Consider the following 11,946-nt stretch of genomic DNA (forward strand, 5'->3'; position numbering starts at 1 on the left):
CTGGCGAAATGGGGACCGGCCATGCACGGGGGCCAGATGATCGAGCGGCGATCCTTTCTTTCGCTCATGCTTGCAGCATCGCTGATGCCGACGACTGCCTGTCGGGCATCCGGCAGTCAGCGGGTCATCATCATCGGGGCCGGCATGGCGGGGCTGGCCGCAGCCGTTGACCTGAAGGTCGCCGGGCATCAGGTCGTGGTTCTGGAGGCAAGGAACCGGACCGGCGGGCGCATCCATAGCAGCCATCAATGGTCCGGCCTTCCGATGGACATGGGCGCCTCTTGGATCCACCGCATTGACGGCAATCCGCTGACCGATCTGGCGCGGGCCGCCGGTGCGGATTTCGTGACCACCAGCTATGACAGCAGCCTGCTCCACATTGATCCGGCTCTGGCGCGGCTGGGCGTCCGCGACAGCGATGAACGAATGGCCGAGGCGCTGGTCAACCGGGCATTGGCATGGGCAGCGGCGCAAGACCGGGATGTGCCGTTGCAGGCCGCAATTGATGCGGTGGCCCCACCCCAAAGCCTGAGTCCCGCACGGCAGGCCCAGATCAACTTTCACCTTGCCGGCACCTATGAACAGGAATTTGCGGCCGGAACCGGGCAACTGTCCACCCGGTCACTCGACGACGGAGAGGAGTTTGAGGGAGAGGATGCGCTGTTTCCCGGCGGCTATGGGCAGATCATCGACCATTTGGCACGCGGCATCGACGTCCGGCTCAATCATGTTGTGAGTGGAGTGACCGTGCGCGGGAATGGTGTGAGCGTGACACTGGCGGACGGACGCCGCATCGATGCCGATCATGTGCTGGTTACCGTACCGCTCGGCGTGCTGAAAGCCGGCGACATCACCTTTGACCCGCCCCTGCCGGCGGACAAGCGCGGCGCGATTGATCGGCTGGGCATGGGCCTGCTCAACAAGCATTGGCTGCGCTTTGACCAACCCTATTGGGACCCCACGGTGGACTGGCACGGATTCCTGTCAGATCGGAAAGGCGAATGGTCCGAATGGGTCAGTCTGACCAAGGCCGGTGGCGCCCCGGTTTTGCTGGTTTTCAGCGCGGCGGACCATGCCGAGCGGGTGGAACGGATGGCCGACGGCGCGATCGTCAACTCCATCATGGCGGCAGCGCGCACCATGTTTGGCCGCAGCCTGCCCGATCCGCAGGCCGTGCAGATCAGCCGCTGGCGGGCAGACCGCCTTGCCCGGGGGTCCTATTCCTATCATGCCGTCGGAAGCGGGCCGGAAGAGCGCCGCCTGCTGGCGCGCAGCGAGGCGGGACGGCTGCATTTTGCCGGAGAAGCACAGAATGACCTTTACCCCAGCACGGTGCATGGCGCGCTGCTGAGTGGCCGTCGGGTCGCGGCAATGATCAACGGGGAGGAAGCAGACCATGGCTGAGGCGGACCAGGCAGGGACAGAGAAGGCGCGCGACATAGGGCCGATGCGGCAACCGATGGTGACATCACTGGGCATAATCCTGGGTTTCATCCTCAACTTCCTGGCCAATTGGGCGACCGAGGATGAGGCGGGCGAAACGGTGATGACCGCCGCCGATCATGCGGTGGCGCTGACCCTGCTCGCTGCAATCGGCATCATGTGCCTGGTCCTGTTCCGCTTGCTTGACATGGGGCCACCGGAAGAGCGCGATAACGCCCGTTATGCGGTGACATTCAAGCTCTATTGCACCGGGATAGTGTTGGCCTTTGTTGGCGTTGGTGCGGCGCTGTTCCTCTAGCCGTTCAGGGCAGGAGCAGGGAGGAATCCCCATAGCTGTAAAAGCGATACTCCCGCGCAATGGCATGGGCATAGGCGCGCTGCATGACATCGAGGCCCATGATCGCGCTGACCAGCATGAACAGGGTCGATTTGGGCAGGTGAAAGTTTGTCATCAGCCCGTCGATGAAGCGGAAGCGATAACCGGGGGTAATGAAAATGTCGGTATCCCCGGCAAAGGGCGCCAGACGGCCATCGTCTCCTGCTGCGCTTTCGAGCAGGCGCAGCACCGTCGTGCCGACCGCAATGATCCGCCCGCCCGCTCCCTTGATGGCGTTGAGACGGTCAGCCGTTTCCGCGGTGATCTGACCCCATTCGCTGTGCATGACATGATCTTCGGTGTCGTCCGCCTTCATCGGCAGGAAGGTGCCTGCACCGACATGGAGGGTCAGCGTTTCGGAGGCGATGCCTGCTGACACGCACGCGTCGAGCAGCGCGGGCGTAAAATGCAATGAGGCGGTCGGCGCGGCCACCGCGCCATCCCTTTGCGCGAACATCGTCTGATAATCTTCGCGGTCGCGTTCATCAACAGCCCGCTTGCCGGCAATATAGGGTGGCAAAGGCATCTGCCCTGCCCGGTCGAGCAACACTTCGACAGGTTCCTCGCCGACAAAGGCGAGTGTCATACTGCCATCAGCGTGGCGTTCCTCTGCTACGGCCAGCACGTTCGATCCGAAATCCACCGTGTCGCCGATGCGCAGCCTTTTGGCATTGCGAATAAAGGCCTGCCAGCGGCGGAGATCGAGCCGCTTGTGCAACGTCGCGCCGATGCGGGCATCGCCGCGCTTCCCCTCCAACTGGGCGGGAATGACGCGGGTGTCGTTGAACACCAGACAATCGCCCGGACGCAGGATCTCCGGCAGATCGCGAACGCTGCGATCAGTCAGGGTGCCGGTTTCGCGCCCTTCAACCAGCAGCATGCGCGCGCTGTCGCGGGGCTCGACCGGACGCAACGCGATGCGCTCCGGCGGGAGGGTGAAGTCGAACAGGTCAACACGCATGGCGGCGCTTTACCGTAACCGCCAAGTGGCACAAGCCCGTCTGTCAGATGCCTGGTGGCGGCGGGGGACTATTGTCGGCCACAATCGAAGCCTGCACAATGCGACTGGGATTGGCTGGCGGTTCACCGACTTCCATCCGGTCAACAAATTCCATGCCGGAGACGACCCGCCCGAACACTGTATAATTGCGGTCCAGCGACAGGCGCGGGAGCAGCATGATAAAGAACTGGCTGTTGGCGCTGTTGGGGGACTCGGCGCGGGCCATCGATACGGCGCCGCGGACGTGCGGCAGATCATTGAATTCAGAATTGAGGTCGGGCAGCGTGCTACCACCCGAACCATTGCCGCGCGGATCCCCGCCCTGCGCCATGAAGCCTTCGATCACCCGGTGGAAGGTGAGACCATTGTAGAAACCCTGGCGGGCCAGCGTCTTGATGCGCTCGACATGGGCCGGAGCAGCGTCAGGACGCAGTTGGATGACCACCCGGCCACCGGTCGACAGGTCAAGCGCCAGCTGCCATTCGGGGTTGCCCTGAATGCCTTCGGGCGCAAGCGCGGCCAGCGGAGCGCGGGGGGCAGGCGTGGCAGCCGCATCCTGAGCAGCAGCTGGACTGGCCAGCATCAAAGCCGGGGCAAGGCCGCTCAAAATGGCGGTGAACAGGGCGGAACGACGCGAAATCTTCATGCTTTGAAAGGTCCTTCGGGGGGAACAGCCAGTCCCCGGCTGATGGCCGTGACGGGATTAACCGTTCATGACCCCTTGCGTCCAATGCTTTCGACCCGGGCCGCAACTTCCGACGCGACGGTGGGCGTGACGAATTTGTCGATCGGCCCACCATAGAGAGCGATTTCCTTAACCAGCCGGCTGGCGATTGGCTGCAACGCAACATCAGCCATCAGGAAAACCGTTTCCACGCGATGGTTGAGCTGGCGATTCATGCCGGTGAGCTGATATTCATATTCAAAGTCGGTCACACCGCGAATACCGCGGATGACGACACCTGCCCCTTGCGCTTCGGCAAAATCCATCAGCAGGGAATTGAAGCCGACAACACGGACGTGGGAGAGGCCAATGGCGGCCACCTCACGCTCGACCATGGCGATGCGCTCTTCATCATTGAACATCGGCGATTTGGCGATGTTGGTGGTGACACCAATAATCAGCTCGTCGACCAGCTTCGCGCCGCGCGCGATAATGTCCGTGTGGCCCAGCGTGATGGGATCAAAAGTCCCCGGATAAACGCCAATCCTCTTGCTCACCGATCCCTCTCCACCACATAGCGGGCAATGGCGCGAAGCAGGTCACCCTCGCTGCCAAAACCCGACAGTTGCGCCACGGCCTGGTCGACCAGTGCATGCGCCTGTTCTCGCGCCCGGGCAACGCCCATCAGCGACACAAAGGTCTCCTTGCCGGCATCGGCATCCTTGCCCACCGCTTTGCCGGCGACAGCAGCATCGCCCTCGACATCGATAAGGTCGTCGGCGATCTGGAAGGCGAGACCGATGTCACGGGCATAACCTCGCAAGGCGGCGCGTCCTTCATGCGGGATACGGCCGAGGATCGCGCCGGCTTCGAGGCACCAACCAATCAGCGCCCCGGTCTTGAGCTGCTGAAGACGGGTGACGGTAGCAAGATCAAAGCCCTGTCCGTCAGCGGCAAGGTCCATCATCTGTCCCCCCGCCATGCCGGCCGGGCCCGATGCCCTGGACAATTCCGCGATCAATTCCAAACGGACGAACGGGTCGCTGTGCGTAGCCTCGTCGGCCAGAATATCAAATGCAAGCGCGTGCAACGAATCCCCGGCGAGGATCGCTGTCGCTTCGTCAAACGCCTTGTGCACCGTGGGCTTGCCGCGGCGCAGATCATCATCGTCCATCGCCGGCAGGTCATCGTGAATCAGTGAATACACATGAATAGCTTCTACCGCCGCGCCGGCACGCAGGGCGCATTCGCTGTCAACAGCAAACAGGTTGGCGCTGGCGCGCACGAGCAGAGGGCGCAACCGCTTGCCCCCGCCAATCGCGGCATGGCGCATCGCCTCATAGAGGCGCGCGCGCGGATCAGCGGGAACCGCCAGCAGCGCATCGAAATAGCGGTCGATATCGGCCGCGGTATCGGCCAGCGCCTGTTCGAGGAGCGGAGAGGCAGAGCGCGCCAAGTTCGTCTCAGTCGGCGTCAAATGGCGATATGCCGGTGGGCTGTCCATCAGTGCCTATCCGGATTCGTTCGATGCGCGCCTCCGCATCACGCAGGCGGGCATCACAATGCGCCTTGAGCGCTGTGGCGCGCTCGTACAGCGCAATGGCATTGTCGAGCGGAACCTGACCGGCTTCGAGCTGGCGGACAATGGCGGCCAGTTGCTCCAAGGCATCCTCAAAGCTCAACCCGGCAAGATTTTGGGACATCGGATCAGTCATGGCGGGCACTTGTGGCTGCGCGCGGTGCACGGGTCAAGCATGTCAGGAGAGGCCAAGACGGAAAATACCGACAGCTTGCCCTGCGCCCCCAAGCCGCTAAGCTGCCCGACTGGCACGGAACAAGGAAATGGTCTTCATGCAATATGCCATCGCGACGCTCGTCACTGCCCTTGCCTTTGGTGCGCTCGATGCGGTTTGGCTCAACACCATGTTCACCCGCCTCTACAAGCCCGAGATCGGGGAGTTGCTGGGCGATTTGCGCTGGGCACCGGCGCTGATCTTCTATGGGCTCTACATCGTCGGCATCCAGATTTTCGCCATCGCTCCTGCACTGGCAAGTGGCAAATGGACCACCGCCCTCCTCTATGGCGCGTTGTTCGGGTTCTTCTGCTACGCCACCTATGACCTGACCAACCATGCGACGATGAAGGTGTGGAGCATCAAGGTCACCGTCATCGACATCATCTGGGGCAGCTTTGCCACCGGCACGGCAGCGGCCATTGCTGCGGCAGCAACGCTGGCCGCGCTGCCAGCCCGGACCTGAACCGGCAAAGGGGGGAAGTATCCATGTTCATCGGCCACTGGGCCCCGGCTCTGGTAGCGGCAGCGCATCCCAAGGCGCCAGGGCTGGGCACATTGTTCATCGCCGGACAGCTGGTCGACTGGGGGTTCTTCAGCCTGATGCTGCTGGGCGTCGAAGACATGCGCGTTTCGCCCGGCATATCGGTGATGAACCCGATGGATCTATATCATATGCCCTGGACGCACAGTCTGGTCGGCAGCGTCGTCTGGGCGGCAGGCTTTGCGTTCGTCCTCTGGCTATGGCGGCAGGACAGGATAGCTGCGATGATGGGCGGCGCAGTCGTTCTGAGTCATTGGTTCCTTGACCTCATCGTCCATGTGCCGGATCTGACATTGTGGGGTAGCCCGCCAAAGCTTGGTTTGGGCCTGTGGAATCATCCGGACATCGCCATGCCTCTGGAATTGGGCATCACACTGGCGGCCCTGCTTTACTACAGCTGGAAAACCCGGGCGATTGGCGTGATTGGTCGCATCGGCCCGGCCTTGCTGGGCCTGTTGCTGCTGAGCGTACAGATGATCAATTGGTTCGGAGAAGAGGCCACCGAGGTGTCCGCGGCCATTCCGCTGACTGCATTGGCTGCCTACGGCGTTGTGACTTTGGTGGCTTGGGCTATCGACCAGCAGCGGAGACGAACCGCCGCCTGAACGCTTCAATTCATGAACGCGATGAGCACCAAATCAAGCAGATACCAGATGCCGAGAAGGACAATCAGCCCGATGCCCAAAAGGGGTATCCAGGCCAGCGCCGTGACAGCGCCAATCAGCAGGCTGGTTTGCAGCATGCCGCTGCCAATACGGCCCATATAATAGCGGTGTGCGCCGAGCATTCCGAAAAAGAACCACAGGATGTACGCCACCCAGATCGATTTTTCGTCGTCCCGTTCGGCCTTGATGTGCCCGAACGCGAACAAATCCCCATGATACACCGGCGCGGCCATAGCTCCGCTCCCTGACTGGTCCACATTGCTGATCCTTTTGCCTCAGCCACGCTAAGATCGCGTTAATCGCCTCCACCGAGTGGTGTGCCTATCGGGGACTAGGCGGAATCGCCTGTTGCCGCTAAGGCGCGGCGCATGACTCAGATCACACCCCAGATCGTAGCCGACCACGGCCTGTCCCCGGAAGAATATGAGCGGGTTCTCCATGCGCTCGGCCGGGAACCCAACCTCGTCGAACTCGGTATTTTTTCGGTCATGTGGTCAGAGCATTGCAGCTACAAGTCGAGCCGCATCCACCTGAAAAAGCTGCCGACCGAGGCGCCCTGGGTCATCTGCGGCCCTGGTGAGAACGCAGGCGTCATCGACATTGGTGACGGTCAGGCGGCGATCTTCAAGATGGAGTCGCACAACCACCCCTCCTACATAGAGCCCTATCAGGGCGCGGCGACTGGCGTTGGTGGCATCTTGCGCGACGTCTTCACCATGGGTGCGCGGCCCGTCGCCAACATGAATGCCCTTCGTTTCGGGGACCCCGAGCATCCCAAGATGCGTCACCTGATTTCGGGCGTCGTCCATGGCATTGGCGGCTATGGCAATTGCGTCGGCGTACCGACCGTCGGCGGCGAGGTGAACTTCCACCCCGCCTATAATGGCAACATCCTCGTCAACGCGATGACGGTGGGCGTCGCAGATACCGACAAGATTTTCTACAGCGCCGCCTCGGGCGTCGGCAATCCGATCGTCTATGTCGGCTCCAAGACCGGCCGCGACGGCATCCACGGCGCGACCATGGCCTCCGCCGATTTCGAGGAAGGCGATGACGACAAGCGCCCGACGGTGCAGGTGGGTGACCCCTTCACCGAAAAGCTGCTGATCGAGGCGTGTCTTGAACTGATGGCGTCGGACGCCATCGTCGCCATTCAGGACATGGGCGCCGCCGGCCTCACCTCGTCGAGCGTCGAAATGGCCTCCAAGGGCGGCGTCGGCATCCACCTCAAGATGGATGACGTGCCGCAGCGCGAAACCGGCATGACCGCCTATGAAATGATGCTGTCGGAAAGCCAGGAGCGGATGCTCATGGTGCTGAAGCCCGGCCGCGAAGCCTTTGCCGAAGCCATTTTCAAGAAGTGGGAACTCGACTTCGCCGTCATCGGCCATGTCACTGATACCGGCCGCATGGTGCTGGAGCATCATGGCGAGATCGTCTGCGACATCCCGCTCGCGCCGCTGGCTGACGATGCGCCGCTCTATGACCGGCCCTATGTCAGCCGCGAAGAGTATAGGGTGTGGGCGGGCGTCAAGCCGCTCGGCGACATTCCCGAAAGCACTGACATTGCCGCCGATCTGCTCAAGCTGATGGCGTCGCCCGACATCGCCAGCCGTCGCTGGATCTGGGAGCAATATGACCATAAGGTCGGCGGTGACACCATCCAGCCGCCGGGCGGCGACGCGGCGCTGGTCCGCGTTCATGGCACCAACAAGGCACTGGCGATCACCACCGATTGCAACCCGCGCTATTGCTATGCCGACCCCTATGAGGGCGGCAAGCAGGCGGTGGCCGAATGCTACCGGAACATCAGCGCGGTCGGCGCAACGCCGCTCGCCATCACCAACTGCCTCAATTTCGCCAACCCGCAGCGCCCCGAAATCATGGCGCAGATCGTCGGCTGCCTCGAAGGCATGAGCGACGCCTGCCGCGCGCTCGACTTCCCGATCGTCTCGGGCAATGTCAGCCTCTATAATGAGAGCAAGGCGACCGGCGGTGGCTCAGCGATTCTGCCGACCCCGGCGATTGGTGCCGTGGGGTTGATGCAGGACTGGACCAAGGCGGTGGGCGTTGGATTCAAGGCTGAGGGGGAGAGCATCCTCATCATCGGCTACACCGCTGGGCATGTGGGGCAGTCAACTTGGCTGCGGATCATCCATGACCGGCAAGATGGCGACGCGCCGCCGGTTGATCTCGCGGTCGAGCGTCGCGCATGCGAATTGGTCCGCGCATTGATCGGCGAAGGCTTGATCACAGCGGCTCACGATTGCTCGGATGGCGGCGCAGCAGTCGCTCTCGCTGAAATGGCTCTCGCCAGTGACATGGGTGCAACCATTTCCGTGGTACCTCAAATCGCCAATCCCGCAGCGATACTGTTCGGCGAGGATCAGGGCCGCTTCATCGTCACGACTGCTAATCCTGAACTGGTGCGTGCTCGCGCCAATGAAGCCAATTTGTTCGTCGCTGATCTGGGTGTCACAGGTGGCGAGACCTTGGCATTCGACATGATCGAACGCGGCGGCCTGCATCCCATCCCCCTCGCCGACCTGCGCGCCGCGCATGAGGGCTTTTTCCCCAAGCTGATGGGCGAAGACGCCGCTTTGGCATAAGGTCCTTGGCCGCCCTGAACGTGTTTCAGGGTCCAAGGAAACTGTGTGCCAACTCTGGATGCTGAAACAGGTTCAGCATGACGAGCGTCGGAGGCGGCGTTGCAATGCCGAGGCGTGCTTACGCCGCGGCGGGCGCAGCGAGGAAGTTGTAGGGGTCGATGCCGCGGCTGGTATAGGCGCGATGGCACGCGTGATATTGCGCCGGATCACCAATGCCGAGACGCTGACGGGCGGCGCTGAGCGGTTCCTTGAGCAGATCAAGGATCGACTGGTGGTGGATTTTCAGCGCAGCGCGGCCATTCAGACGCCCTTCCTTGAGCGCGGCAAAGATCGGCGCGTCGGCCTTGACCGAACGCTTCAACTCAAGTCCACCGGCATAAGCGATGAAGATGTTGCCGAGGTTGCGGTTCTGGCCCCAGGTGAAGGCCAGCACGCACTGCTCGCCCAAAGCATCGCGACCATAGCCGGTCAGCACATGCAGCATGTCATGCGTGTCGCGCAGGCGGTTTGCATACCATTGCAGCTGGTCGTCAAACACCGGCCGGCCCATCTTGGCGCTCTCGGCGACCAGCCCTGCGGCACTGAGTCCTTCCTGTTCCATGAAGTCGCAGTAAGCGTGCGCCACGCTGCCCAGCGGAGTGCGGCGCAACGTTTCATGATCGTCGAGCACGTCGGGCAGGTAGAATTCCTCGCGCATCAGGCGCTGGCCCTGCTCGCTTTCGCAGAAGGCCTGCGCTTCGGGCAGGAAGCTTTTGCGCGGCAGCGATTCAAAAATGTGGAACACCTGTTCGGTGTCTTCCTTGTCCTTGATCAGCTCACGGAAGTGACCCAGCGCCTTGAACGGACGGAATTTCAAAGGTTTGCGCGAAGGGTCGGCAAAAATGGCGGGGACGGCGGGGGGAGTCGTCACGATGGTCACTCTCTCTGTTGCAACAATGACCCGAATCAGGGGCATCCAGATCGATGAGCCTAGACATAGATTAGTTAACATCCATGTCAATAGCGATGGTCGCGATTTCGCTTGCGATTCACTCGCAATAGCATAGTCTGGGGACATGATCATCTGTAGCTGCAATGCGATTCGCGAAGAAGAGATCAGGGGAATGGCCCGCTGTGGCCACGCCTGTCCGGTCGCCGCCTATGCAGCCTTGGGATGCAATCCGCAGTGCGGTTGCTGCCTCGATTATGCGCAGGAGATCATCGACGAGGAGCATGAGGCGCTGAACCCGGTCGCCCGCGCTGCCTGACGAACCATGGCTACCGCTGACCCATTGTCAGCGGTTGGTCTCATTGTGCTTGCACGCTGTTTCTGGCGGGCTAGAATCGTGCTCCCAACATAGGAGTGTCTGGTCATGAAGGGCGACGCGCGCGTCATTGAATTGCTCAACGAATGCCTTCGCAACGAGCTGACGGCGATCAACCAATATTGGCTGCACTATCGGCTGCTCGACAATTGGGGCGTCACCCGGCTGGCGGACTATGAGCGGCACGAATCCATCGACGAGATGAAGCATGCCGACCAGTTGGCCGAGCGTATCCTGTTCCTTGAAGGGCTGCCCAATTTCCAGGCGCTTGGCCGTCTGAGGATTGGCGAATCGGTCGAGGAAATCCTCAAGGCCGACCTGGCCATCGAGATGGAGGCTTTGGAACAGCTCAAGGGTGCCATTGCCCATTGCGAGGCGGTGCGCGATTTTCCCAGCCGTGACCTGTTCGCCAGCATCCTCCGCAGCGAGGAAGAGCATGTCGACCATATCGAACAGCAGCTCGAAATGATCGCGCGGATGGGGATCGAAAATTACATTCAGCTGCAATCGCGACCGATCAGCGAGTGACCTGTCGAGCGGCGCTGCCGGTCAGCGTCGCTCGAATGCTGTAAGGCCGGGGCCCAGCACATTGCGGCCAATAGCGAGCCGTTCGCCGGACCAGTCAGCGACGAACACCGTCTCACGCTCAACGCCCGGCGCGAGCCGTGCGGTATTGCCGCTGATCACGAGGCCCGCCGAGGAATGATCCTGCGCTTCTGGCGCAACGGCGATGAAGGCGGAATAATTCTGCTTGTTCTCACCCTGGATGAACAGGTTGTCGGCGATGGTCCCGGAGGAACCGGCCGACAGATCAATCATGTAATTGGATTCATTACCCAGCGTGTCGTCGAACGTGTTGTCGCGAATGTCGGCCATTGGCGCGCGGGTCTTTATGTAATGACCGCCCGTGCCGCGCTCAAAGCGGGAGCGCGTTACTGTTAGCGAGCGATAGCCGCCGATATAGATGCTGTGCGAAGGGCCGCCGTCATTGCGGCCAAGCCGCGAAAAGGTGGAGCGGTCAATTGTGACATCGGCACCTTCATCGGGCGCGGTCAATATGCCCTGGTCGCTGTTGCGGAAATAGCTGTTGGTGATGGAGAGATTGCTGCGTTCCAGCCGGATGCCAGCACCGTTGCGGTCAGCGACCCGCATGTTCTGGAAAACGATGCCATCAACACTGGCACCTTCGCCACGCAGAACAAGGGCAGCCTTGCCTTCGCATTCCACGCCATCGAACACCGCCTGCCCCGGCTGGGTCGAGCGGAAATGCACCACACCCTGCGTCTGAACAGCGCATTGCCGATAGCTGCCCGGCGCGAGCAGGATGGTGCCCTCCCCATCGCCGATTGCATCCACTGCGTCCTGCACCGAGGAGAAAGTCTCCCGCAGTTCGGGAACGGTGATACCCGGCGCTTCATCCTGTGCCAGCACGGGGATGGCGGCGATGGACAGGGCCACCGCAGTCGCCGGGGCGAGTGTGAAAAGAAGGCGCTTCATGCCACGCTCCCTACCAGAATCTCGCTACCGGAGAATTAACGCGGACCCCCC

15 protein-coding genes are annotated in these 11,946 nt (G+C 61.8%); 7 read left to right on the top strand and 8 right to left on the bottom strand.

Going from position 1 to position 11,946, the window contains the following annotated elements; translation table 11 throughout:
• Nucleotides 1-21: 21 nt before the first annotated feature.
• Nucleotides 22-1,404: a flavin monoamine oxidase family protein gene (locus GV829_RS01100; protein ID WP_212612139.1), complete on the top strand. Its 1,383-nt coding sequence runs from the start codon at nucleotides 22-24 to the stop codon at nucleotides 1,402-1,404.
• The gene (locus GV829_RS01105) at nucleotides 1,397-1,741 is read left to right on the top strand and encodes a hypothetical protein (RefSeq protein WP_212612140.1); all 345 of its coding nucleotides are present in this window, start codon (nucleotides 1,397-1,399) and stop codon (nucleotides 1,739-1,741) included. The genes GV829_RS01100 and GV829_RS01105 overlap by 8 nt, the downstream gene beginning before the upstream one ends.
• Nucleotides 1,742-1,745: 4 nt before the next feature.
• On the opposite strand, the gene queA is transcribed toward GV829_RS01105, so the two are convergent.
• The 5 genes from queA to GV829_RS01130 all read right to left on the bottom strand — a co-directional run bounded on the left by queA (nucleotide 1,746) and on the right by GV829_RS01130 (nucleotide 5,198).
• Nucleotides 1,746-2,780: a tRNA preQ1(34) S-adenosylmethionine ribosyltransferase-isomerase QueA gene (queA, locus tag GV829_RS01110; protein WP_169943428.1), complete on the bottom strand. Its 1,035-nt coding sequence runs from the start codon at nucleotides 2,778-2,780 to the stop codon at nucleotides 1,746-1,748.
• Nucleotides 2,781-2,823: 43 nt separating this feature from the next.
• Complete coding sequence (locus GV829_RS01115) at nucleotides 2,824-3,465, bottom strand: peptidylprolyl isomerase (protein ID WP_169943429.1); 642 nt, start codon at nucleotides 3,463-3,465, stop codon at nucleotides 2,824-2,826.
• Between the two features lie 65 nt (nucleotides 3,466-3,530).
• Nucleotides 3,531-4,040 carry a pantetheine-phosphate adenylyltransferase gene (coaD, locus tag GV829_RS01120; RefSeq protein ID WP_169943430.1) on the bottom strand — a complete coding sequence of 170 codons (510 nt, stop codon included), beginning with the start codon at nucleotides 4,038-4,040 and terminating at the stop codon, nucleotides 3,531-3,533.
• On the bottom strand, nucleotides 4,037-4,939 hold the full coding sequence (locus GV829_RS01125; protein ID WP_246202936.1) for a polyprenyl synthetase family protein: 903 nt from the start codon (nucleotides 4,937-4,939) through the stop codon (nucleotides 4,037-4,039). Before GV829_RS01125 ends, coaD begins: the two co-directional genes overlap by 4 nt.
• A 7-nt stretch (nucleotides 4,940-4,946) precedes the next feature.
• Entirely contained in the window at nucleotides 4,947-5,198 is a 252-nt protein-coding gene (locus GV829_RS01130) for an exodeoxyribonuclease VII small subunit (RefSeq protein ID WP_169943432.1), read from the bottom strand.
• A 136-nt stretch (nucleotides 5,199-5,334) separates the two neighbouring features.
• Between GV829_RS01130 and GV829_RS01135 the strand changes: the two genes are divergently transcribed.
• Nucleotides 5,335-5,742, top strand: coding sequence for a DUF2177 family protein (locus GV829_RS01135; RefSeq protein ID WP_169943433.1), 408 nt, complete (start codon nucleotides 5,335-5,337; stop codon nucleotides 5,740-5,742).
• 23 nt (nucleotides 5,743-5,765) lie between these two features.
• Nucleotides 5,766-6,425 (top strand): hypothetical protein, encoded by a 660-nt coding sequence (locus GV829_RS01140; RefSeq protein ID WP_169943434.1) that lies wholly within the window; start codon nucleotides 5,766-5,768, stop codon nucleotides 6,423-6,425.
• Between the two features lie 5 nt (nucleotides 6,426-6,430).
• On the opposite strand, the gene GV829_RS01145 is transcribed toward GV829_RS01140, so the two are convergent.
• Entirely contained in the window at nucleotides 6,431-6,718 is a 288-nt protein-coding gene (locus tag GV829_RS01145) for a TM2 domain-containing protein (RefSeq protein WP_169943435.1), read from the bottom strand.
• A 135-nt stretch (nucleotides 6,719-6,853) separates the two neighbouring features.
• Between GV829_RS01145 and purL the strand changes: the two genes are divergently transcribed.
• On the top strand, nucleotides 6,854-9,094 hold the full coding sequence (gene purL, locus GV829_RS01150; RefSeq protein WP_169943436.1) for a phosphoribosylformylglycinamidine synthase subunit PurL: 2,241 nt from the start codon (nucleotides 6,854-6,856) through the stop codon (nucleotides 9,092-9,094).
• 118 nt (nucleotides 9,095-9,212) lie between these two features.
• Here purL and GV829_RS01155 read toward each other — a convergent pair whose 3' ends face one another.
• Entirely contained in the window at nucleotides 9,213-10,004 is a 792-nt protein-coding gene (locus GV829_RS01155; protein ID WP_246202938.1) for a ubiquinone biosynthesis protein COQ4, read from the bottom strand.
• Nucleotides 10,005-10,149: 145 nt separating this feature from the next.
• Here GV829_RS01155 and GV829_RS01160 point away from each other — a divergent pair, with 145 nt between their 5' ends.
• Together GV829_RS01160 and bfr are read left to right on the top strand one after the other, a co-directional pair.
• The gene (locus tag GV829_RS01160; RefSeq protein WP_169943438.1) at nucleotides 10,150-10,341 is read left to right on the top strand and encodes a (2Fe-2S)-binding protein; all 192 of its coding nucleotides are present in this window, start codon (nucleotides 10,150-10,152) and stop codon (nucleotides 10,339-10,341) included.
• 105 nt (nucleotides 10,342-10,446) lie between these two features.
• Nucleotides 10,447-10,926, top strand: a complete 480-nt coding sequence (gene bfr / locus GV829_RS01165) for a bacterioferritin (RefSeq protein ID WP_169943439.1) — start codon at nucleotides 10,447-10,449, stop codon at nucleotides 10,924-10,926.
• A gap of 21 nt (nucleotides 10,927-10,947) precedes the next feature.
• Here bfr and GV829_RS01170 read toward each other — a convergent pair whose 3' ends face one another.
• On the bottom strand, nucleotides 10,948-11,895 hold the full coding sequence (locus GV829_RS01170) for a right-handed parallel beta-helix repeat-containing protein (RefSeq protein WP_169943440.1): 948 nt from the start codon (nucleotides 11,893-11,895) through the stop codon (nucleotides 10,948-10,950).
• Nucleotides 11,896-11,946 lie beyond the last annotated feature (51 nt).

This window comes from Sphingomonas lacunae (assembly GCF_012979535.1).
Taxonomy (GTDB): Bacteria; Pseudomonadota; Alphaproteobacteria; order Sphingomonadales; family Sphingomonadaceae; genus Sphingopyxis; species Sphingopyxis lacunae.

What these genes read in the sequence shown, in the direction of transcription:
- GV829_RS01100 (WP_212612139.1), top strand. Translation starts at nt 22, where the DNA reads ATGCACGGGGGCCAGATGATCGAGCGGCGATCCTTTCTTTCGCTCATG.
- GV829_RS01105 (WP_212612140.1), top strand. Translation starts at nt 1,397, where the DNA reads ATGGCTGAGGCGGACCAGGCAGGGACAGAGAAGGCGCGCGACATAGGG.
- queA (WP_169943428.1), bottom strand. Translation starts at nt 2,780, where the DNA reads ATGCGTGTTGACCTGTTCGACTTCACCCTCCCGCCGGAGCGCATCGCG.
- GV829_RS01115 (WP_169943429.1), bottom strand. Translation starts at nt 3,465, where the DNA reads ATGAAGATTTCGCGTCGTTCCGCCCTGTTCACCGCCATTTTGAGCGGC.
- GV829_RS01130 (WP_169943432.1), bottom strand. Translation starts at nt 5,198, where the DNA reads ATGACTGATCCGATGTCCCAAAATCTTGCCGGGTTGAGCTTTGAGGAT.
- GV829_RS01135 (WP_169943433.1), top strand. Translation starts at nt 5,335, where the DNA reads ATGCAATATGCCATCGCGACGCTCGTCACTGCCCTTGCCTTTGGTGCG.
- GV829_RS01140 (WP_169943434.1), top strand. Translation starts at nt 5,766, where the DNA reads ATGTTCATCGGCCACTGGGCCCCGGCTCTGGTAGCGGCAGCGCATCCC.
- GV829_RS01145 (WP_169943435.1), bottom strand. Translation starts at nt 6,718, where the DNA reads ATGGCCGCGCCGGTGTATCATGGGGATTTGTTCGCGTTCGGGCACATC.
- purL (WP_169943436.1), top strand. Translation starts at nt 6,854, where the DNA reads ATGACTCAGATCACACCCCAGATCGTAGCCGACCACGGCCTGTCCCCG.
- GV829_RS01160 (WP_169943438.1), top strand. Translation starts at nt 10,150, where the DNA reads ATGATCATCTGTAGCTGCAATGCGATTCGCGAAGAAGAGATCAGGGGA.
- bfr (WP_169943439.1), top strand. Translation starts at nt 10,447, where the DNA reads ATGAAGGGCGACGCGCGCGTCATTGAATTGCTCAACGAATGCCTTCGC.
- GV829_RS01170 (WP_169943440.1), bottom strand. Translation starts at nt 11,895, where the DNA reads ATGAAGCGCCTTCTTTTCACACTCGCCCCGGCGACTGCGGTGGCCCTG.